Origin of the sequence: Catellatospora vulcania, assembly GCF_009720385.1 — a bacterium.
GTDB classification, from domain to species: Bacteria; Actinomycetota; Actinomycetes; order Mycobacteriales; family Micromonosporaceae; genus Catellatospora; species Catellatospora vulcania.
In genome coordinates this window covers 179,297-200,278 of the sequence record NZ_WARX01000006.1, presented here as the reverse complement: position 1 = coordinate 200,278, position 20,982 = coordinate 179,297, and the positions used below count along the sequence as shown (strand labels likewise).

At 71.5% G+C, this 20,982-nt stretch carries 16 protein-coding genes; 6 read left to right on the top strand and 10 right to left on the bottom strand.

Features of this window, described 5'->3' with window-relative positions; translation table 11 throughout:
• Positions 1 to 82: 82 nt before the first annotated feature.
• Entirely contained in the window at positions 83 to 2,629 is a 2,547-nt protein-coding gene (locus tag F6W97_RS26735; protein ID WP_196279339.1) for a penicillin acylase family protein, read from the bottom strand.
• A 63-nt stretch (positions 2,630 to 2,692) separates the two neighbouring features.
• The gene (locus F6W97_RS26730) at positions 2,693 to 5,758 is read right to left on the bottom strand and encodes a VWD domain-containing protein (protein WP_155373270.1); all 3,066 of its coding nucleotides are present in this window, start codon (positions 5,756 to 5,758) and stop codon (positions 2,693 to 2,695) included.
• 123 nt (positions 5,759 to 5,881) lie between these two features.
• Here F6W97_RS26730 and F6W97_RS26725 point away from each other — a divergent pair, with 123 nt between their 5' ends.
• On the top strand, positions 5,882 to 6,316 hold the full coding sequence (locus F6W97_RS26725) for a holin (RefSeq protein ID WP_155373269.1): 435 nt from the start codon (positions 5,882 to 5,884) through the stop codon (positions 6,314 to 6,316).
• A 293-nt stretch (positions 6,317 to 6,609) separates the two neighbouring features.
• Here F6W97_RS26725 and glnA read toward each other — a convergent pair whose 3' ends face one another.
• Positions 6,610 to 8,043: a type I glutamate--ammonia ligase gene (gene glnA, locus F6W97_RS26720; RefSeq protein ID WP_155373268.1), complete on the bottom strand. Its 1,434-nt coding sequence runs from the start codon at positions 8,041 to 8,043 to the stop codon at positions 6,610 to 6,612.
• A gap of 260 nt (positions 8,044 to 8,303) precedes the next feature.
• Here glnA and F6W97_RS26715 point away from each other — a divergent pair, with 260 nt between their 5' ends.
• Positions 8,304 to 8,669, top strand: coding sequence for an RDD family protein (locus F6W97_RS26715; RefSeq protein WP_230687010.1), 366 nt, complete (start codon positions 8,304 to 8,306; stop codon positions 8,667 to 8,669).
• Positions 8,670 to 8,932: 263 nt separating this feature from the next.
• Here the strand turns inward: F6W97_RS26715 and F6W97_RS26710 are convergent, their stop codons facing one another.
• The 6 genes from F6W97_RS26710 to F6W97_RS26685 form a co-directional block, all read right to left on the bottom strand.
• On the bottom strand, positions 8,933 to 10,348 hold the full coding sequence (locus F6W97_RS26710) for an MFS transporter (protein WP_155373267.1): 1,416 nt from the start codon (positions 10,346 to 10,348) through the stop codon (positions 8,933 to 8,935).
• On the bottom strand, positions 10,348 to 10,926 hold the full coding sequence (locus F6W97_RS26705) for a winged helix-turn-helix domain-containing protein (protein ID WP_155373266.1): 579 nt from the start codon (positions 10,924 to 10,926) through the stop codon (positions 10,348 to 10,350). Before F6W97_RS26705 ends, F6W97_RS26710 begins: the two co-directional genes overlap by 1 nt.
• A gap of 132 nt (positions 10,927 to 11,058) precedes the next feature.
• Positions 11,059 to 11,751 (bottom strand): DUF4191 domain-containing protein, encoded by a 693-nt coding sequence (locus F6W97_RS26700; protein ID WP_155373265.1) that lies wholly within the window; start codon positions 11,749 to 11,751, stop codon positions 11,059 to 11,061.
• 34 nt (positions 11,752 to 11,785) lie between these two features.
• Complete coding sequence (gene lipA / locus F6W97_RS26695) at positions 11,786 to 12,721, bottom strand: lipoyl synthase (RefSeq protein WP_155373264.1); 936 nt, start codon at positions 12,719 to 12,721, stop codon at positions 11,786 to 11,788.
• 54 nt (positions 12,722 to 12,775) lie between these two features.
• Positions 12,776 to 13,195 carry a PIN domain-containing protein gene (locus F6W97_RS26690; protein WP_196279338.1) on the bottom strand — a complete coding sequence of 140 codons (420 nt, stop codon included), beginning with the start codon at positions 13,193 to 13,195 and terminating at the stop codon, positions 12,776 to 12,778.
• A complete protein-coding gene (locus F6W97_RS26685; protein ID WP_155373263.1) occupies positions 13,183 to 13,482 on the bottom strand; it encodes a type II toxin-antitoxin system VapB family antitoxin in 300 nt (99 codons plus the stop codon). Before F6W97_RS26685 ends, F6W97_RS26690 begins: the two co-directional genes overlap by 13 nt.
• A 301-nt stretch (positions 13,483 to 13,783) precedes the next feature.
• Here F6W97_RS26685 and aspS point away from each other — a divergent pair, with 301 nt between their 5' ends.
• From aspS to F6W97_RS26670, 3 genes are all read left to right on the top strand, one after another.
• A complete protein-coding gene (gene aspS / locus F6W97_RS26680; RefSeq protein WP_155373262.1) occupies positions 13,784 to 15,061 on the top strand; it encodes an aspartate--tRNA(Asn) ligase in 1,278 nt (425 codons plus the stop codon).
• A 140-nt stretch (positions 15,062 to 15,201) separates the two neighbouring features.
• Positions 15,202 to 15,798, top strand: coding sequence for a LemA family protein (locus F6W97_RS26675; RefSeq protein ID WP_155373261.1), 597 nt, complete (start codon positions 15,202 to 15,204; stop codon positions 15,796 to 15,798).
• 11 nt (positions 15,799 to 15,809) lie between these two features.
• Positions 15,810 to 17,738: a M48 family metallopeptidase gene (locus F6W97_RS26670; protein WP_155373260.1), complete on the top strand. Its 1,929-nt coding sequence runs from the start codon at positions 15,810 to 15,812 to the stop codon at positions 17,736 to 17,738.
• A 40-nt stretch (positions 17,739 to 17,778) separates the two neighbouring features.
• Here the strand turns inward: F6W97_RS26670 and lipB are convergent, their stop codons facing one another.
• A complete protein-coding gene (lipB, locus tag F6W97_RS26665; RefSeq protein WP_407924613.1) occupies positions 17,779 to 18,432 on the bottom strand; it encodes a lipoyl(octanoyl) transferase LipB in 654 nt (217 codons plus the stop codon).
• A 332-nt stretch (positions 18,433 to 18,764) separates the two neighbouring features.
• Here lipB and F6W97_RS26660 point away from each other — a divergent pair, with 332 nt between their 5' ends.
• Positions 18,765 to 20,921, top strand: coding sequence for an MMPL family transporter (locus F6W97_RS26660; protein ID WP_230687039.1), 2,157 nt, complete (start codon positions 18,765 to 18,767; stop codon positions 20,919 to 20,921).
• Positions 20,922 to 20,982 lie beyond the last annotated feature (61 nt).

The window sequence follows — 20,982 nt, the reverse complement described above, 5'->3', positions numbered from 1 at the left end:
CGGGGCGGACCGGTCGGCGCGACGAGAAAGGGGCGCTTCCTCACCGCGGTTCGGTGAGGAAGCGCCCCTTTCGCTGCCGGCCCTACGGCTTGAGGGTCTGCGTGTTCGCGGACTCCTTCTCGATGGTCGCCTTGTCGAAGCGGAACGGCAGGGTCTGGCCGGTACGCCACAGCTCGAACTGGTCGGCGTAGTTGTCGTCGAACGCGTGGCCTGAGTTGCCGGTCAGCTGGATCCAGCGGGAGTCGTCCAGGTTCGCCATGTTCACGATCATGCGCATGGACGGCACCGCGTCGACCTCGTACCCCTGCCCGGCGCTCCAGCCGGTGGCGTTGACGATCGCGTCGCCGCCGGAGACGCCGACCGTGTCCCGGTTGAACAGCCACTCGATCGGCCCGATGCCGGACTCGCCGAACGTCGCGTGGGTCGGGGTGAGGGTGTGCATCGCGCCCCAGCGCCACTGCTTCGGGTCCTCGCCCTGCGCCTCGGACAGCTCCTTGACCGCCGCCGACATGGCCTGGGCCAGCATGTCGTCGCGCTTCTCCACGGCTGCCGTGCCCTTGGCGTCCCACCACTTGTCATCGGGCTTGCCCAGCAGGCCGCGGACCACCTCGAACCAGCGGTCCCCGCCGTCGGCGGCGTAGTCCTCACCCAGCTCGTCGAAGGTCAGGCCGAGCAGGTTCTTCCAGACCGCGTTGTAGTACGCCGCGGCCGCCGAGTCCTCGCCCTGCTGGAAGTCCCAGTCGACGAGCAGCGCGTCGGCGTTCTTCTCGACCTGCGACGGGGCCTGCCGCGGCGTCTTCTGCAGGGCCGGGATCAGCGTCGGGGCGAAGCCGTTGCGGTTGTCGAACTGCTGCTTCTGCACGTCGTCGAGCGTGATCTTCCCGCCCGCGGCGCCGATCATGTCGTAGATGCGCTGGCTGCGGTAGCCGTAGCTCCAGTCATCGGTCAGGTGCTGCTGGTACTGGTCGCCGATGACGGCCTGGTTGGCGGTGACCACGTACCCGCGCTCCGGGTTGAGCACGTTGGGCAGCTCGTCGAACGGGATGAAGCCGGTCCAGTCGTACGCCGGGTCCCAGCCGGGCGCGAACCACTTGCCGTCGCCCTTGCCGCGCACCGGGATGCGCCCCGGCGACTGGTAGCCGATGTTGCCCGCCACGTCGGCGTAGACGATGTTCTGTGCGGGCACCTCGAACAGCGCCGCCGCGGCGCGGAACTCGTCCCAGTCGCCCGCCTTGTTGATGGCGAACACGGCGTCGCCGGTGCGGCCCGGGTCGAGGGCTGTCCAGCGCATCGCGATCGCGTACTTTCCGCCAAGCTTCTGCAGGCTCTCGCTGGCGTCCGACAGCAGCGGCCCGTGCTTGCTGGTGCGCACCGTGATGGTGACGTCGTCGCCACCGGCGACCTTGAGCACCTCCTGGCGCGAGGCCAGCGGCTCCCACGCGTCGCCGACCTTCACCTTGTCGCCCTCGACCTGCTCCAGGTACATGTCGATCACGTCGGGGTCGAGGTTGGTGAAGCCCCAGGCGATCTTCGCGTTGTGGCCGATGACCACGCCGGGCACGCCGGAGAAGGTGAAGCCCGCGACGTCCTGACCGCACTCGCAGTGCAGGCCCATCTGGTACCAGATGCCGGGCTGGCTCGGGCTCAGGTGCGGGTCGTTGGCCAGGATCGGCTTGCCGGTGGCGGTCAGCTTGCCGCTGATCACCCACGAGTTGGAGCCGATGCCGTCGCCGTCGGCGTTGCCCATCAGGCCCGGCAGCGCGGCGAGCGCGTCGGCCATCTCGTTGAGGCTGCTCGCGGCCAGCGCCGCCGTGGGGGTGGCCGGCGGGGCGGCCGGCGCGACCGGGGCGGTTCCCTTGGCGTCGAAAGCCCCGTTCACGATCGCGCCGCCGGTGACGATCGGCAGGTTGCGGTCGATCGGGTACGCCGGGTAGAGCTGGTCCACCTGCTCCTTGCTCAGGCCCTCGGCGGACAGGGCGGCCCGGCGGATCTCGGCCTCCATGTTGCCGCGCAGGTCCCAGGCCATCGCCTTGAGCCAGGCCAGGCTGTCCACCGGGGTCCAGCGCTCGATGACGTAGTCCGAGTTCTGCAGGCCGAGGATGCCGTACTCCAGGCTCAGCGCGCCCGACGCGGCGAACCCGTCACCGTCGGTGTCGGTGTTCGCGGCCAGCCACGCGTTGACGCCCGCGGCGTACGCCTCCAGCCCCTGGCGGGCCTCCGGCGTCAGCAGCGCCACCTCCTGCTCGGCGACCCGGCGCCAGCCCATGGTGCGCAGGTACTTGTCCGTCTCCAGCTGGGACTCGCCGAACAGCTCGGAGACCCGCCCGGCCGTGACGTGACGGCGGAAGTCCATCTCCCAGAACCGGTCCTGGGCGTGCACGAAGCCCTGGGCGCGGTACATGTCGTCGCTGGTCTTCGCGTAGACCTGGGGAATGCCGTGCGCGTCGCGGCGCACGGTCACCGGCGCGGAGAGCCCGGACAGGGTGAGTTCACCGTCGAGGGTCGGCAGGGCGCGGCGCACCGACCAGACGGTCAGCCCGGCGACGACGACGGCCAGCACCGTCACGACGCCGAGCAGCCAGAGCGCGGTGGTACGCAGGCGGCGGAGCCAAAGGCGTGGGGGTTTCACGTTGGCGGAGTCTACGCATACGTTGTGATCCGCGTTACCACCAGGTAACACAGACTTCGCTGGTCAGGTGCGCATTCTTACCTGGGCCGTTCCGGTCGCCCGCTCCTGCGGGTCCACGATGAGCTGATACGTCCCGGTCGACGGCAGCTCGGTGCCCTCCTCGCGCAGCCCGCCCTTGCCGTTGATCACGCAGCCGGACTCCACCACGTCGCCGTCCGGGCCGCGCAGCTCCAGGCCGCCGCACTGGCTCGGCAGGTCCGTGCTCGGCACCTCGATGAACACCCGCTGCCCGATCCGGCCGGTGAAGGTCAGCACGCTCACCGCGCCCGGCTGCGCGATCCGCACGGTGACCGCGTCCCCGTCCACGGGCAGGTCGAGCCGCTGGTCGACGGCGAGGCTCACCCGCACCTTCGCCTCACCGACTCCCTTGTCCTGGGGGTCCACCACCACCGTGTACACGCCGGCCTCTGGCAGGGTGAAGCCGTCGATGTAGCCGCTGCCGTTGATGACGCAGCCGTTGGCCACCTGCTTGCCGTCCGGGCCGCGCAGGTCGAGGCCGCCGCACTGGCTCGGCAGGTTCGTGGCCGGCACGTCCACGAACACCTTCTGCCCGGCCTTCGCGGTGAAGGTGAACCTGGCCACCGTGCCCGGCTTGGGCAGGCGCGCGGTCAGCTCCGGGCCGTCCGGGGTGATCGCCTCCTGCTGGTCCTCCACGGTCAGCAGGCGCAGCCGCGCCTCGCCGACGGCGTCGCCGCCCGGGTCGACCGCGATGCTGTACGTGCCGGTCTCCGGCAGCACCGTGCCGTCGATGTAGCCGCTGCCGTTGATGACGCAGCCGTTGGCCACCTGCTTGCCGTCCGGGCCGAGCAGGTCCAGGCCGCCGCACTGGTTCGGCAGCGTGGTGGCGGCCACGTCGACGAAGACCTTCTGGCCCTTCGTGCCCGCGAACTCCACCTTCGCGACCGCGCCCGGGGCGTCCACCTTGACCGTCCAGGTCTGCCCGCCCAGATCCGCGCCGCCCGCGAACACCTGGCCCGCCTTGGCCGCGACCGCGAAGTCGGGCTGGCCGGTCAGCGCCACGTCCAGCACGCAGCCCGCCAGCACGGCCGGGTCCGAGACGCCGAGCCCGCGGCAGATCGCCTCGGCCGAGGCCCGGTTCGGCAGTTCGGCCGTGGCCGCGTCCTGCTCCGGGAAGGTCCGGTCGGTGTAGCTGTCGGTGGACTTGCCTTCGGGGTACGTGAACAGCGACGACGCGGCGTCGATGCGCCAGCTGTCGGCGTAGCCGGGATAGAGCGCGGCGAACGCCGGCTGCGTGCCCAGCGGGGCCCCGCCGCGCGGGCGCACGTCGTCGTCGGGCTTGCCGTTGAAGTCGCCCAGCAGGCCTTCCAGCTTGCCCGCGAGGGTCTGCGCGGGCTCCACCGACAGGGCCAGGCCCCAGACGCCGATCGGGTCGATCACCAGGCGGGAGCCGTCCTTCCAGCGCAGCTCGATGTCGCCGTTGGCGGCCGTGCGGACCTCGCCGCCGCCGGGAAGCTGCCGCGGGGACGCCAATTCCGCCGGGGCGGGGCCGGTCGCCACGCCCGCCACCAGCAGCTCCACGCCGGCGGTGGTCATCCGGGCCTCGACCCGGTCGCCGTCGACCTTCGCGGCGACCGCGGAGTTCACCGCGACCATGCGCGATCCGGCCACCGGTTCCTGGCGGACCTGGATCTCGTACGCCCCGGCGGTGTCGCGCACCGCGGTGAACTCGCCCGCGGCCTGGAAGTCGTAGCGCAGCCCGTCGACGGTGCGCAGGTGCGGGTCGCCGGTGCTGTGCCCGCAGCCCGCGCCGGTGCAGGCCGGCGGCGGCGGGGGAGCGGTGCAGTCGCCGCTCGGCAGCGCGCGGTCGCCGTAGTGGCTGCGCGCCGGGCGGCCCAGCGCCTCCCGCAGCTTGTTCTGCGCCCGGGTGGCCATCACCTCGGTGGTCGGGATGCCGCTGCCCGCGCAGTCCTCCCGGCTGTACGTGCCCTGGTTGTGCTGGTGGCCGTGGTGGAACTCGTGATACAGCGCGTCGCACGGGTCGGCGTTGCCGCCGCTGCCGTGGTAGGCGTGCCGGTCCTCGGGGTCCCAGAAGACCAGGATGTTGTTCCGGTCGAGCGCGCCCTCGTGCGTGTCGCCGGGCTGGGCCCGGATGATGCTGACGGTCACGTCCGGCGACTCCAGCGCCGGCAGGATGCCCGCCGGGTCGCCGCCGGGCCCGTGCAGGATCGCGCTGCAGGCCGCCCAGGCGTCGGCCAGCCCGGGGTCGGTCACGATGATCCGGGCGTACGCCGGACGGCCCGGCACCGCCACCGCACCCAGCGCCACCACCAGCGCCAGCACCACCGCCCCGCCGATCCCGGCCGCCCCGCCGGACCCGGTGGTGCCGGACTTGCCGTCCGGAATGGAACCGTCCACGGCGGCGCCATCGGGGTGCCCGTCCCCGCCCGAGGCGGCGGCTGCGCGGCGGCTCCTGCGCCGGTTCGGCACGACCAGCAGGAGCACGGCGAACAGGGTCACGATGAGGCCCGCACCGGCGAGGACCGCCCAGTGCCACCACGGACGGCCCGCGCCGGCCGCCCCGGCCGTGACGCCCGCCCCGGCCAGCGGGGCGCAGACGGCCGGGCCGCTGTCCGGGACGATCGGCACCGCGTAGGTGAACTCCAGCGACAGCGGCACCCCCGGCTTCACCGGGTACAGCGAGCCGAAGGCGCCCGCGCCGGCCGACCACGTGACGACCTCGATGGCGTGCCCGGCCGGCCCGATCGGGACGGCGCGCAGCGGCACCTCCACGGTCGCGCCCGGCTCCAGCGTGTGCAGGCGCTTGGCCAGCACCGTCTCCAGCGACTCCTCGAACGAGGTCTCCAGCGGCAGCGGCGTGACGGCGACACCGTCCTGCTCCAGCCGGACCACCGCGAGCGTGCCGTACGTCGAGGTCACCACCTGGCACGGCGCGTCACCCCGGTTGGCGAGCACCAGCACCGTCGCGAGTGGATCGTCGCCGCGTACGGTCACCGCCAGGTCGCCGGCCGCGTGGACGGGGGCGGTGGGAGACAGTACACATGCGAACGCGGCCGCGATGAGCAGCGCGCGGCGGAGGGGGTGCGCCATGCGGCACACGATAGGCCCTCGTACCCTCGTGGTCGGTCGGGAAGCGGATAGGTGACACGGGCGCATGCCATCTAAGCTCGTGAGCGCCCTCCGGGCGTGCCCCCTCATTCCAGGAGAACTCCCATGTACCTGTTGAACAAGATGTTCTGGATCGCCAGCGCCGAGCGTGCCATCAAGACCTTCGTGCAGGCCCTGATCGCCGCGTTCGGCGTCGGGCAGGTCAGCGGCGCGGTGGGCGTCGACGTCGCCGCGATCGACTGGCGTGGCGCGCTGTCGCTGGCGTTCAGCGCCGCGCTGCTGTCGGTGCTGATGTCGGTCGGTTCCGGACCGATCGGCGTGGCCAACAGCCCCAGCCTGGTCACCGCGGCTCCGGCCGCCGCCGCCACGGCCCTAGTCGCGGCCGCCGCCGCCAGCCCGGTGCTCGCCCCGGCTGTCGCCGCCGCCACCGTGGTCACCGAACCCGCCCCCGCCCCGGCCGCACCCGCCGTCGAGCCTGCTCCGGCAGAGCCCGCCGCGGCTCCGGCCGCCGCCGTCCCTGCTCCCGCCCCAGCGGCCTGACCGCCGCCCGGCCCAGCACCCTCAGCGGCGCGTCAGGCGGCCCAGGTCCCAGGCGGCTCAGCGCGTCAGGCGGCCCGAGTCTCAGGTGGCCCGGGTCTCAGGCGGCCCGGCGAAGATCACTGTTTCGTGTCGATATCTGCGGTCTGACCGCGCTTTCTGACACGAGGCAGCGATCTTGCCCCGCAGCCCGCCCCACCCACCTCCACCACCAACGGAAAAGGCCCCGCCGAAGGCGGGGCCTTTTCCGTACCACCGAGCGAACTCAGCAGTCACTGAGCTTCAGCTTCGACTGCCTAGCAGTCGAAGTACATCTGGAACTCGTGCGGGGTCGGCCGCAGGCGGACCGGGTCGATCTCGTTGGACCGCTTGTAGTCGATCCAGGTGTCGATCAGGTCGCTCGTGAAGACGCCACCGGCCTGCAGGTAGTCGTTGTCCTTCTCCAGCGACGTGAGCACGTCGGAGAGGGAGCCCGGCACCTGGGTGACGTTGGCGACCTCCTCCGGCGGCAGGTCGTAGAGGTCCTTGTCGATCGGAGCCGGGGGCTCGGTCTTGTTGCGGATGCCGTCGAGACCGGCCATCAGCATCGCCGAGAACGCCAGGTACGGGTTCGACGACGGGTCGGGGCAGCGGAACTCGATGCGCTTGGCCTTCGCGTTCGTGCCGGTGACCGGGATACGGGTGCAGGCGGAGCGGTTGCGCTGCGAGTACACCAGGTTGACCGGCGCCTCGAAGCCCGGCACCAGGCGGCGGTACGAGTTGACCGACGGGTTGGTGAAGGCCAGCAGCGACGGGGCGTGGTTCAGCAGACCGCCGATGTACCAGCGGGCCATGTCCGACAGGCCGGCGTAGCCGGTCTCGTCGTAGAACAGGGGCTCGCCGCCCAGCCAGAGGCTCTGGTGGGTGTGCATGCCGGAGCCGTTGTCGCCGAACAGCGGCTTCGGCATGAACGTCGCGGTCTTGCCCGCGTGCCAGGCGGTGTTCTTGATGACGTACTTGAACAGCTGCATCTGGTCGCCGGAGGCCAGCAGCGTCGAGAACTTGTAGTTGATCTCGGCCTGGCCGGCGGTGCCCACCTCGTGGTGGCCGCGCTCGACGGTGTAGCCGAGGTTCACCAGGTTCGTCACCATGGTGTCGCGCAGGTCGGCGTAGTGGTCGGTCGGCGCGACCGGGAAGTAGCCACCCTTGTAACCGGGCTTGTAGCCCCGGTTGGCGCTGCCGTCGCTGTTGGTCGTCGCGCCGGTGTTCCACGCGCCCTCGACCGAGTCGATGTGGTAGAACGCCTGGTTGGCCTGCGTCGAGTAGCGGATCGAGTCGAAGATGTAGAACTCGGCCTCGGCGCCGAAGTACGCGGTGTCCGCGATGCCGCTGGCGGCCAGGTACGCCTCGGCCTTCTTGGCCACGTTCCGCGGGTCACGGGAGTAGGCCTCGCGCGTGAACGGGTCGTGGATGAAGAAGTTCAGTGCCAGCGTCTTCTGGATGCGGAACGGGTCGATGAACGCGGTGGTCACGTCCGGCAGCAGCAGCATGTCCGACTCGTGGATCTGCTGGAAGCCGCGGATGGACGAGCCGTCGAAGGCGAGCCCGTCGGTGAAGACGCTCGCGTCGAACGACTGCACCGGCACGGTGAAGAACTGCATCACGCCGGGCAGGTCACAGAAGCGGACGTCGACGAACTTGACGTCTTCGTCCTTGAGGTACCGAAGCAGTTCCTCGGAATTGGCGAACAACACGTCCTCCTGGCACGGATGGTCTGCGGGAGCCTCCCGGCCCCCACTTCAGCACATCTCCTGGGCTGACCTCGGGAGACGCGGCCGACGGCGCTGCATTGCGTCGGGTGGCCATTGGCTGGTGGCGACGCTAGAACCGCGGCGTTGCCCGGCCGTGTCAGCTTTGTTTCCGCCGTGTTACGTCACCGGTAAACCGGCCTCAAGGGCTGCCCGGACAGCTCACTCGGCCGGTACGGCGGAGCGGACGGTACGCTCGGCGGGTGACCGACGCATCCCTGCCTGCCGTACCCTCCCTGGCCCGAAGGTTCGGGGCGCTGCTGCTCGACTGGATGCTGTGCGTCCTGGCCGCCGGCGTCTTCGCGGACCCGATGCGGGACGGCTGGGCGGCACCGGTGGTGCTGATCGCCGTTTACACCTTCTTCGTCGGGTTCTTCGGCCAGACGCCGGGCATGCGCCTGGCGAAGATTACCTGCCTGGGCGTCGATACGGGTCAGCCGGTCGGCCCCCTCAAGGGAGCCCTGCGGGGCACCCTGCTCGCGCTGGTCATCCCCGCCTTGATCATGGACAGCGAGCGCCGCGGCCTGCACGACCGCGTCGCCGGCACCCTGATCCGTCCGGCCGCCTGACCCGCTCCCCGCGCCGCCCGCCCCAGTCAGGTCGCCAGACCTGCATCGCACCAACCCTGCAACGGCCCCGCCCCGCCCTGTCCCGTCCCGCCTGTCCCGTTCCGGGCACGCCCCGCCCCCGCCTCGCCCAGCCCCGCCCCGGCGCTGCGCGGTCCTGGACCGCACCATGATCGTTCGACTTGCCTGGCAGGTGGGCGCATGAGGGCTCAAGATACGCACAGGTGCCGGGCAAGTTTGACGATCATGGCGGCGGGCGGTGGCCGTCACCGCGCGGGCGCCGGTGACGAAGGCCGGGGCAGGTGTGCGCGGCGCAGAGCCGGGATCGCCACGCACATCGCGGCCGCGACGAGGATCAACGAGGCGCTGGCGGCGAACGCGGTGACCGTGCCCAGACGGGCGGCGGCGAAGCCCATCACGGCCATCGCCAGCGGGGTCACCCCCAGGCTCGCCAGGTTGTTGATCGAGGCGACCCGGCCGCGGTGCGAGTCGGCGGTGTACGTGTGCGTCAGGCCGCTCAGCAGCACCGCCTGCGGCCCGCCGGCCAGCCCGCCGATCGCGGTGGCGACGAACGCCCAGGCCGGGAGCGGGGCGACGGCGATCGCGAACAGCGCGCCGCACTGCACCACCGCGCAGCAGGCCACGATCAGCCCGAGCCGCGCTGCCGGACGCCACCGCAGCATCAGCAGGTTCCCGGCGACCGAACCCGCGCCGAACCCGGCGAGCATCACGCCGATGCCGCCCGCGCCCCAACCGCGCTCGTCGGCCACCAGCGCCAGGCCCACGTTGAGCGGCCCCACTGCGCCGAGGTTGATCAGGAGCCCGACCAGGGTCACCGACCGCAGCAGCGGATGCCCACCGAGGTAGCGCAGGCCCTCGCGCACCGCCGCGCCGATCGAGGCGCGTGCCGGAGCGGTGCCGGCTTCCGGATCGGTGGCGGTGCCCGACATGTCGGCGACCTCGGTGGGCTCGATCGGGTGCGTGGAGGGGCGCTCGGCGGCCGCCCCGCCGGTCACTGCCGTCGCGGGTGCGGGGGAGCCGTCGGGCGCGGCCGGACGCACCGACCACAGCGCGAGCACCGACACCGCGAACGTGGCCGCGTTGACCAGGCAGGCCAGCGGCAGCCCGCCGATCGGCAGGAGCAGACCGCCCAGGGGCGCGCCGAAGGTCAGCGCGAGGCGCGCGGTCAGCCCGTTCAGCGCGAGCCCGCCGGTGAGCTGGGCGGGGGAGAGCAGGCGCGGCAGCATCGCGCCGGCCGCGGGCAGGAACAGCGCGTCGGCCAGGCCGAATGCGAGTGCCACCACGACCAGCAGGGCGACGCTGGGCTGCGCCAGGGCCAGTGCCGCAGTGATCAGGGCGATCGCCCCACGGGCCAGGTCGCTGCCGATCATGAGGCGGCGCGGGCCGTACCGGTCGACGATCGCACCGCCGAACAGCAGCAGCGCCAGCCGCGGCAGCGCGGAGACGGCCAGCACGACACCGGCCGTGCCGGGGGAGGCGAGCTGAACCGCGCTGAACGAGAGCGCGACGTACCAGACCTGGTCGCCGAGGATCGAGACCGCCTGGCCGCCGAGGTAGCGCAGGTAGGTGGGCGAGCGGTGGGCGGGGACGTCCGCCGCCGGGTGCTGCCGGGTCGGGGCGTCGGCGGGGGCCGGGGTGCGGGTGGGGGCCGTGGTGTTCATCAGGGGCGCTCCGGGAAGGCGTGGAAGAAGAGGAAGACGTGCTCGCGATCGGCGGCGGCGTCGGCCCGGGCGGCGCGCTCGTTGCTCAGCTGCTTCCAGCGCACGACCAGCTCGTGCAGCTCGCCGGTCAGCTCGGCGAGCTCGGCGGGGGTGAGTCGCAGGAAGGAGTCGCTGCTCATCGCGGCGGCCTGCCACTGCTCGCTCCAGGTGTCGCGGGACTGCTCGTAGCCGCGTACGCGCTCGAACTCGTCGATGACGGTCTGCGCCTTGACGGCCGAGGAGATCGCCTGGCCCTCGGGGGTGGGGAAGTCGAGCGAGGACCAGCCGGTGGGGCCGGGCACGGCGCGCCACCAGCGTTCGCGGCGGTCGCGGGCCAGCTCGGGGACGTCCTCGACGAAGCCGGCCTTGGCCAGCTCGCGCAGGTGGTAGCTGGTCTGTCCGGGGTCGGTGCCCAGGCGTTTGGACAGCGTCGCGCCGGTGGCCGGGCCCAACTGGGTGAGCAGGCGGTAGAGCTTCTGCCGGATCGGCTGCGCGAGGCCCTTGAGGACCTCGGGATCGGTGATGCGCCTCATCTCCATGCCCACCACGCTAGATCCAGTAGATCCCTACCGCAACGTTCCTACTGGATCTTGTGAACATCGATATATGAAAGCGTTAAGAAGGGCACCTTCCATAACGCATGGCGTTAAGAAGGTGCCCTTCCTTCGGGCTCAGCGCTGGCGGCCGCCGCCGCGCGGCATGCGCGGGGGGCGGAACTCCTTGGGGAGCTGGCCGCGGGGCATCTGGGGGCGGGCGTTGAGGGCGGTCAGGGCCCGGTCCAGGGCGTTGACCTCCTTGCCCGACAGGTTGCGGGGCAGGCGCATCAGCGTCATCCGCAGCTTGCGGATGGACAGCTGGCCCTCTTCGGCGCCGATGATGTAGTCGTACAGCGGGGCGTCGCCGATGACCTTGCTCAGGCGGCGCTTCTGCTCGCCCAGCAGCGGCTTGAGCCGCGCCGGGTTGCCCTCGGCGAGCAGGATGACGCCCGGCTTGCCGATCACCAGGTGCACCACGTCGTACTGGGTGGTGGCCGAGACGGCCTGCTTGACCCGCCAGTCACCGCGCATCTGCTCGACGAGCTGGCCGGCCGCGCCGGGCTGGCCCTCCATCATGTTCATCATCGCGGTGTTGGACCGCAGGTTGAGCACGATGAGCACGGCCAGCAGCGCGGTCAGGATGCCCAGCGGGATCCAGATCCAGCCCCAGCCCAGCAGCACGGCCACCACGGTGAGCGCGAGCGGCAGCACGACCGCGGCCACCACCAGGGGCGTGAACCACTTGTCCTGCTTGGCGGTGAACTTGAACACCATGCCGATCTGCTTCAACCGCTGGAAGAAGGAGACCTTTTCTTCGGCCTTTGCCATAGACGCGATCCTAGATTGGGTGTCGGTGGGGTGATCAGGCGGCGGCAGTGCGCGCGTCGAGTGCCTGACGATACAAGCGTCCGGCCCGGTATGACGAACGCACCAGGGGACCGCTCATCACGCCGGCGAAGCCGATCTCCTCGGCCTCCTCGCGCAGCTCGACGAACTCCTCGGGCTTCACCCAGCGCTCCACGGGGTGGTGGCGCGGGGTGGGGCGCAGGTACTGCGTGATGGTGATCAGCTCGCAACCGGCCTCGTGCAGGTCGCGCAGCGCCTGCGAGATCTCCGCGCGCTCCTCGCCCATGCCCAGGATCAGGTTCGACTTGGTGACCAGCCCGGCCGTGCGGGCCTGGGTGATCACGCCGAGGGAGCGGTCGTAGCGGAACCCGGGGCGGATGCGCTTGAAGATGCGCGGCACGGTCTCCACGTTGTGCGCCAGCACCTCGGGCGCGGCCGAGAAGACCTCGGCCAGCTGCTCCGGGACGGCGTTGAAGTCGGGGATCAGCAGCTCGACGCCGCAGCCGGGGACGAGTGCGTGGATCTGGCGGACCGTCTCGGCGTACAGCCAGGCGCCGCCGTCGGGCAGGTCGTCGCGGGCCACCCCGGTGACGGTCGCGTACTTCAGGCCCATGGTGGCGACGGACTCGCCGACCCGGCGGGGCTCGTCGGCGTCGAACTCGGCCGGCTTGCCGGTGTCGATCTGGCAGAAGTCGCAGCGCCGGGTGCACTGGTCGCCGCCGATGAGGAAGGTCGCCTCGCGGTCCTCCCAGCACTCGTAGATGTTCGGGCAGCCGGCCTCCTGGCACACCGTGTGCAGGCCTTCCCGCTTCACCAGGGAGCTGAGCTGGGTGAACTCCGGGCCCATCTTCGCCTTGACCTTGATCCACTCAGGCTTGCGCTCGATGGGGGTCTCGGCGTTGCGGGCCTCGACGCGCAGGAGGCGCCGGCCCTCGGGAGCGACGATGGTCATGCCGCCAGCGTACGCGCCGAAACGGCCTTGATCTTCTGCTGGGTAACGGACGTCTCAGTGCCCGCTACCGGCCGGAATCACCCACTCATGCGTGCCGCCGCTGGTCGCGGTCAACCGCTCGAAATCGCGGTCGTAATGCAGCACGGTCAGCCGGTGCTCGGCAGCGGTCGCGGCGACCAGCACGTCGACCGGCGGGGTGCGGTGCCGGCCGTGCTGGGTGAGCGCGCCGTGCAGGTCGATGACGGCCATCGGATCGCTCAGCTCGACCCTGGGGAGCAGGCCGAGCGCTTTGCGCATCTGCAGCCAGTCGCGGCCGTTGCGGGCCGCGACAAGGATCTCCAGCATCGCCGGCACGCAGATCGCGAGCTGATCGTCGGCGGCCAGTTCGCCGAGCCGCCGCATCGCCGCGGCGTTCAGCCTGCCCTGGAAGTACGCGCTGGTGTCGAGGAGGTAGCGCACCCTCAGCCGGCCCACTCGGCCCGGCGCTGCGCCCAGGCGACGTCGAGGGTCGGCGTCTGCTCCAGCAGTTCCTGCGTCCGGTCGAGGTGCTCTCGGTAGTCCTGCTGCTCGGCGGGGGACATCGCGGCGAAGTCCCGGTAGGCCTCCGCCAGGTGGTCGCCGAAGGCGTTGCGGCGCTCGCGCAGCCGGGTGGCGGCGTCCTGCAAGGCGCGGTTGACCGTGTCCTTCTTCGTGGACGTGCCGTAGTAGCGGCGCGCCTGCTCCAGCGCCTCGTCGTCGAGATCGATCAGAGTGTTGGCCATGGCGAGCCTCCCGTATATGTCTCCGAGGACGAATATATGCGCCGACGGAACGGCATTCAAGAAATGGGGTTGCGGGGGTGGAACACCGGTCGGTAATTTCCTGCCAACAGCAGTGACGGGGCGAATCACCGGAGTGACGCCCGGGTCGGGACGGCGGCACGCCGCCCGTGTGGCTCCGCTCACCCGCTGGTAGAGGCCCGAGACGATCGTCCCGGGTGAAGGTGTGGTGGCACCGCGGGTTCCCAAACCGCCCACACCCCTTTGGGGATGGCGTTGCGGAAGAACCCGGAGGTAACCCACCATGCAACGCATCCTTTCCGTCGAGCTGCCCCGCCATGTGGGCGCACGGATCACCATCGCCGGCTGGATCCATCGCCGCCGGCTGCTCAAATCGGTCTGCTTCCTCATCGTGCGCGACGCGTCCGGGCTCAGCCAGGTCGTGGTCACCGCGCCGGAACTGCGGGCCCACCTGGAGACGCTGCCCGAGGAGACCGTGGTCGCCGTCGAGGGCCTGGTCACCGCGAACCCGGCCGCGCCGGGCGGGGTGGAGCTGACCGAACCGGCGGTACGCCTGCTCGGCGAGCCCGCCCAGCCGACGCCGTTCGACCTGTACCGGCCGGTGCTGTCGCCGACCCTGCCCACCCAGCTGGACCACGCCCCGCTGTCGCTGCGCCACCCGTCCCGGTCCCGTGCGCTGCGGGTCAGCGCCGCCGCGGCGGCCGGGTTCCGCGAGGGCCTCGACGCGCTCGGCTTCACCGAGATCCACACACCCAAGATCGTGGCGACGGCGACCGAGTCCGGGGCGAACGTCTTCGCGCTGGACTACTTCGGCCGCCCGGCCTACCTGGCCCAGTCGCCGCAGTTCTACAAGCAGCAGATGGTGGGGGTGTTCGAGCGGGTGTACGAGGTGGGGCCGGTGTTCCGGGCCGAGCCCAGCGACACCACCCGGCACCTGGCCCAGTACACCTCGCTCGACGCGGAACTGGGCTTCATCGGCGACCACCGCGACGTGATGGCGGTGCTGCGCGAGACCGTGGCCTCGATGGTGGCCCGGGTCGGCGCGCTCGGTGCGGCCGTCGCAGACCTGGACCTGCCCGAGGTGCCGGCCGAGATCCCGGCCCTGCACTTCAGCGAGGCACTCAAGATCGCCGGTGCGCCGGCGGACGAGCCCGACCTCGCCCCGGCGCACGAGCGGGCGATCGGGGAGTGGGCCAAGCGCGAGCACGGCAGCGAGTTCGTCTTCGTCACCGGCTACCCGATGGTCAAGCGGCCGTTCTACACCCACCCTGAGCCCGGCGACGAGCGCTGGTCGAACAGCTTCGACCTGCTTTTCCGGGGCCTGGAGATGGTCACCGGCGGGCAGCGGCTGCACCGGTACAGCGACTACCTCGCGGCGCTGGCCGCGCACGGGGAGAGCGCCGAACCGTACGAGCCCTACCTGCAGGCGTTCCGCCACGGCATGCCGCCGCACGGCGGGTTCGCGATCGGCCTGGAGCGGTTCGTCGCCCGCATCACCGGGGCGCAGAACATCCGCGAGGTCACCGCGTACCCCCGCGACCTGCACCGCGTCACCCCGTAACCCACAGACCCGCCGCGCGGCCCACCACACCGGGTCGCGCGGCGTTTGATCGACCGGCTTGCCTGGCAATCGGGCGTATGCGAAAGCAAGATACGTCCGATTGCCAGGCAAAACGGATGATCAGGTGGCACGGTGAGGGCATGGAACTCCTGGTCGGGCTGATCTGCCTGGTGATCATCGCGGTGGTGGTCGTGGCCTGGGTCGCCTCGCTCTACAACGGCCTGGTGCGCTCGCGCAACGGCTACCAGAACGCGTTCGCGCAGATCGACGTGCAGCTCACCCGCCGCCACGACCTGATCCCGAACCTGGTCGAGACGGCGAAGGGCTACCTCAAGCACGAGCGCGAGACCCTGGAGGCGGTCACCGCCGCCCGGACCGCCGCGATGACCGCTCAGGCCAACGCGGCCCGCAACCCGGGCGACCCGGCGGCCATGCAGGGTCTGTCCGGTGCCGAGAACGGCCTCACCCAGGCGCTGGGCCGCCTGTTCGCGGTGTCCGAGGCCTATCCGGACCTCAAGGCCAACCAGAACATGATGCAGCTGTCCGAGGAGCTGACCTCCACCGAGAACCGGGTCGCGTTCGCCCGGCAGGGCTACAACGACGCGGTGCTGGCGTACAACAACAAGCGCGAGACGTTCCCGGGCAGCGCGCTGGCCGGGCCGTTCGGGTTCCACAAGGCCGCGCTGCTGGAGATCGACGACCCGGGCAAGCGCGAGGCCCCGCGCGTGCAGTTCTGACCATCGCGGCGATGGACTTCTTCGAGCGCCAGCGGCAGGTCAAGCGGATGTCGTTCCGCCTGGTCCTGCTCTACGTGCTGGCCGTGGTCGCGATCGTGGCGGTCGTCTGCCTCGCGGTCGCTTTCGCGCTCGGCGCGTTCGAGGCCCCGGCCGCCGAGCTGGCCTGGCTGATGTTCTGGACCGCGGTGCTGACCGGCGGGTCGATCCTGCTGGCCTCGCTGTTCCGCACCATCGGGCTGCGCGCCGGCGGCGGCAAGGTGGCCCGCGACCTGGGCGGGGTGCTGGTCCCGGAGGACACCACCGACCTGCGGCTGCGCCGGCTGCGCAACGTGGTCGAGGAGATCGCGCTCGCCTCCGGCGTGCCGGTGCCCGAGGTGTACGTGCTGGAGGACGAGCCCGGCATCAACGCGTTCGCGGCGGGCTGGTCCCCGGCCGACGCGGCGATCGCGGTGACCCGCGGCGCGCTGGACCGGCTCAACCGCGACGAGCTGCAGGGCGTCATCGCGCACGAGTTCAGCCACGTTCTCAACGGCGACATGCGGATCAACATCCGGCTCATCGGGCTGCTGTTCGGCATCCTGTTCCTGGCCATCGTCGGGCGCACGTTCCTGTACGCGGGCGCGTTCGGCGGCGGCCGCGACCGCCGCGACAACCAGGGCAGCAACCCGCTGCCCCTGATCGGCATCGCGCTGATCGTGGCCGGGTCGATCGGGGTGTTCGCGGGGCGGCTGATCCAGGCGTCGGTGTCGCGGCAGCGGGAATACCTGGCCGACGCTTCGGCGGTGCAGTTCACCCGGCAGACCTCGGGCCTGGCCGGGGCGCTCAAGAAGATCGGCGGGCTGGACGCCGGTTCCCGCCTGGCCACCCCGAAGATCGACGAGGTCGGCCACATGCTGTTCGGCGAGGCCCGGCTGCGCTCGCTGTTCGCCACCCACCCGCCGCTGGCCGACCGCATCCGCGCGCTCGAACCGGACTTCGACCCGGCGCAGCTGGCCGCCCTGGCCCAGCAGTGGCACGACCGGCCGCCCTCCGGCATGGCCGAGGACGCGGCGATGGGCCTGGCCGGGCCCGAGCAGGGCGGTCCGCTGCCGGACCAGGACACCCGGATGGCGGTACGCCCCGACGCGGTCGCCGCCTCCGTCGGCTCGCCGCAGCAGCCCGCGTACCAGCGGGCGGAGTCCATCCTCGAACGGTTCCCGCCCGAGATCCTGGCCCGCGCCCGGCGCGGCGACACCGCTCCCGGCCTGCTGTTCGGGCTGCTGCTGTCGGAGCAGCCCGAGGTGGCCGACAACCAGCTCGCGGCGCTGCGCGAACGGCACGGCGAGGCCGTCGTCGCGGACACGATCGCGGCCGCGGGATGGCTCGCCGGGCTGCACCCGCTGCTGCGGTTGCCGCTGGCCCAGCTGTGCTTCCCGGCGCTGCGCGCCCACCCGCTGGCCCGCCGTTCCGAGCTGCTCGGCACCATCGACACCCTGGCCAGGGCCGACGGCCGGGTCAGCGTCTTCGAGTACGCCCTGTCCCGGCTGCTGCACCGCGACCTGTACGAGGCGACCTACGACTCCCCGCCCTGGCCGACCCGCCGGCACAACCTCGCGACCTGCCGCAACGCGATCGCCGCACTGCTCGCGGTGCTGGCCCGCGCCGGCCACCCGGACGAGGCGTCGGCCGATCGCGCCTACCACGTCGGCCTGGCGATGATCCTGCCCGGACAGCCGGTGCCGATGACCGCCCCGCAGCACGGCGTGCTGGCCCTGGACAGCGCCTGGCCCCTGCTCGACGGCCTCGACCCCCGCGACAAGTCACTGCTGATCCAAGCGGTCGTCGCAGTGATCTCCGAGGACGGCACCATGACCGTCGCGGAGCAGGAGCTCACCCGCACCGTCTGCGGCATGCTCCACTGCCCCCTCCCACCCCTGACACAAGGAAGGGCACCTTCTTAACGCTATGCGTTGTAGAAGGTGCCCTTCTTAACTCGTCGGGTCAGGCGGCGAGGAGTTTCGGCAGGTGGCGCTCCACGATGGGGAGGACCTCGTCGACGGTCACCTCGCGGCCGAGTTCGGCGCTCAGCGAGGTGACCGAGGCGTCGGTGATGCCGCAGGGCACGATCCGGTCGAACCACGTCATGTCGGGATTGCAGTTGAGCGCGAAGCCGTGCAGCGAGACGTTGCGGGCGACCCGGATGCCGATCGCGGCGACCTTGCGGTCCGGCCCGCGCTCGTCCTCGCGCACCCATACCCCGGAGCGGTTGTTGCCCTTGATCCGCGTGGTGGCGACGCCGAGTTCGGCGCAGACGTCGATGAGCAGCTGCTCGGTGCGCCGTACGTGCGCGACCACGTCGGCCAGCCCGCCGCGCTGCACCGGAAGTTCGATGATCGGGTAGCCGACGAGCTGCCCCGGCCCGTGCCAAGTGATCTTGCCGCCGCGGTCCACGTCCACCACCGGGGTGCCGTCGAACGGGCGCTCCCAGGCCTCGGTGAGCTTGCCGGCGGTGTACACGCTGGGGTGCTGCAGCAGCAGCACGGTGTTCGGCTCGGTGCCCGCGACGACGCCGGCGTGCAGGCGGCGCTGCTCGTCCCAGGCGGTCAGATACTCGACGGTGCCGGCGCGGCGTACCGCGAGTGCCGGCGAGACGATGCTGGTCACGTCGCTCAGGCTACTCGCGCTCGCGGGCCTGGCCAGCGAAGGTGCTCGGCGTCACCCGTACCCGTGAATGCGTGCCCGGCTCGCGGTCGGTAGGGTGTGCGCAACCACGCTTGTGAAAACTTTCACGAATAGTGTCACGGTGTGCCAACCATGTTCTGCACGTAGGGAAAGGACGCCTCGCGATGACGGCGACGCGGGAGAAGAAGGAGCTCCGGGGCGAACCGGGGCAGGAGACCGGGGCCGTCGCGCCACCGCGGCCGCGACGGCTGCGCTGGCTGCTGCCCGCGCTCGGGCTGGTGGTCTGGCTGCTCGTCGGCGGGGCCATGGGCGGCTTCGCGAGCAAGACCGCCGAGGTCCAGAAGAATGACAACGCCTCCTTCCTGCCGGAGAGCGCCGAGGCGACCGTCGTGCTCGACCTGAGCAAGAAGTTCGCCGGGCTCGACGTCGTGCCCGCGCAGCTGGTCTACGGCCGCGACAGCGGGCTGACCGAGGCCGACAAGGCGGTCATCACCGAGCAGCTCGCCACGATCAAGCGTGAGCTGGGCAGCCGGCTCGCCGACTTCCCGATGCTGCCGCACTACTCCGACGACGGTAAGGCGGCCCAGGTCACCGTGCTGTTCACGGAGACCGACGCGCAGAAGAACATGACCGACGTGACCTGGATCCGCGACCACACCGGCCTGCCCGACGGGCTGGACGCGCACGTCGGCGGCCTGGGCGGCATCCTCACCGACATGATGGAGGTCTTCGGCTCCATCGACGGCCTGCTGCTCGGCGTCACCGTAGGCATCATCGGAGTGATCCTGCTGATCGTGTACCGCAGCCCGATCCTGCCCGTGGTCGTGCTGTTCGGCGCGGGCCTGGCGTTCGCACTGGCCAACGGCGTGGTCTACCTGCTGGCCAAGGCGGAGGTCATCACCGTCTCCGGGCAGAGCCAGGCCATCCTCGACGTGCTGGTGCTGGGTGCGGCCACCGACTACGCGATGCTGCTGGTGTCGCGCTTCCGGGAGGAGCTGCGGCACACCGAGAGCCGGTACGACGCGATGCGGGTCGCGCTGCGCGCCTCGTTCGAGCCGATCCTGGCCAGCGGCGCCACCGTCATCCTGGGCCTGCTCTGCCTGCTCGTGTCCGACCTCGCCTCCAACAAGGGCCTCGGCCCGGTCGGCGCGATCGGCATCGCCAGCAGCCTCGCCGTCTCGCTGACGCTGCTGCCGGCCATCCTGGCCCTGCTCGGCCGGGTGGCGTTCTGGCCGGTGCGGCCGAAGTTCGGCTCCGCGCCCAGCGAGGAGACGGGCATCTGGGCGAAGGTGTCCGCGCTGGTCGGCCGCCGGGCGCGGCTGGTCTGGATCGGCACCGCGGTGCTGCTGCTGGCCGGTGTCGCCGGGCTGACCCGGCTGGAGGCCGACGGCATCCCGCAGTCGGAGGGCTTCACCGGCAACCCCGACTCGGTCGCCGCGCAGGAGCTGACCACCGCCCACTTCCCGGGCGGCACCGGCAATCCCGCCGAGATCGTGACCCGGGCCGGCAAGCTGGACCAGGTGCTGCTGGCGGTCCGCCAGACCAAGGGCGTGGCCGAGGCGGCCCCGTTCACCGGGATGCCGGTCATGCCGGTCGTCCCGCCGGGCGCCGAGGGCGGGCCGGCCACGGGCGACCAGCCCGGTGCGGGGACGGGCATCATGGACGGGCAGGCCACGCCGCCGCCGGGCACGGACGCTCCGGTCGTGGTGCCGCCGCTGCCGGAGCCGAAGGTCGTCGACGGCATGGTGCGCATCGACGCGACGCTGACCGACGCGGCCGACTCGCCGGCCGCGCTGGCGACGGTCGAGCGGCTGCGGGCCGCGGTGCACGCGATCGACGGGGCGGACGCCAAGGTCGGCGGGTTCAGTGCGATCAACTACGACGTGCAGCACACCTCGCAGCGCGACCGTAACGTGATCATCCCGCTGGTGCTCGGCGTCATCTTCCTGATCCTGATGCTGCTGCTGCGGTCGCTGGTCGCGCCGCTGCTGCTCATCGCCACCGTGGTGCTGTCCTACCTGGCCACCCTCGGCATCTCCGGCATCGTCTTCAAAGACGTGCTGGGCTTCGCGGGCGCGGACTCGTCGTACCCGCTGTTCGCGTTCGTGTTCCTGGTGGCGCTGGGCGTCGACTACAACATCTTCCTGATGACCCGGGTCCGTGAGGAGGCCGCCAAGCTCGGCCACACGCAGGGCACGCTCAAGGGCCTGGCGGTGACCGGCGGCGTCATCACGTCGGCGGGCGTGGTGCTCGCGGCGACGTTCGCGGCGCTGGCGGTGCTGCCGCTGGTCTTCGTGGTCGAGATCGCGTTCGCGGTGGCGTTCGGGGTGCTGCTCGACACGCTGCTGGTGCGCTCGCTGCTGGTGCCCGCGCTGACGGTCGACCTCGGCCGCATCGTGTGGTGGCCCGGCAAGCTCTGGCGGGCAGGCGGAACCGAGCCGAACGGTCACTTGCCGCAGTAGTCCCGGGGTGGGGGAAAAGTGCACCTTCGGCTTGGCAACCGTCAGCCGAAGGTGCACTTTC

Coding starts and splice junctions, on each gene's coding strand:
- F6W97_RS26730 (WP_155373270.1), bottom strand. CDS start 5,758: ATGGCGCACCCCCTCCGCCGCGCGCTGCTCATCGCGGCCGCGTTCGCA.
- F6W97_RS26725 (WP_155373269.1), top strand. CDS start 5,882: ATGTACCTGTTGAACAAGATGTTCTGGATCGCCAGCGCCGAGCGTGCC.
- F6W97_RS26710 (WP_155373267.1), bottom strand. CDS start 10,348: ATGAACACCACGGCCCCCACCCGCACCCCGGCCCCCGCCGACGCCCCG.
- F6W97_RS26705 (WP_155373266.1), bottom strand. CDS start 10,926: ATGGAGATGAGGCGCATCACCGATCCCGAGGTCCTCAAGGGCCTCGCG.
- F6W97_RS26700 (WP_155373265.1), bottom strand. CDS start 11,751: ATGGCAAAGGCCGAAGAAAAGGTCTCCTTCTTCCAGCGGTTGAAGCAG.
- lipA (WP_155373264.1), bottom strand. CDS start 12,721: ATGACCATCGTCGCTCCCGAGGGCCGGCGCCTCCTGCGCGTCGAGGCC.
- F6W97_RS26685 (WP_155373263.1), bottom strand. CDS start 13,482: ATGGCCAACACTCTGATCGATCTCGACGACGAGGCGCTGGAGCAGGCG.
- aspS (WP_155373262.1), top strand. CDS start 13,784: ATGCAACGCATCCTTTCCGTCGAGCTGCCCCGCCATGTGGGCGCACGG.
- F6W97_RS26675 (WP_155373261.1), top strand. CDS start 15,202: ATGGAACTCCTGGTCGGGCTGATCTGCCTGGTGATCATCGCGGTGGTG.
- F6W97_RS26670 (WP_155373260.1), top strand. CDS start 15,810: ATGGACTTCTTCGAGCGCCAGCGGCAGGTCAAGCGGATGTCGTTCCGC.
- F6W97_RS26660 (WP_230687039.1), top strand. CDS start 18,765: ATGGGCGGCTTCGCGAGCAAGACCGCCGAGGTCCAGAAGAATGACAAC.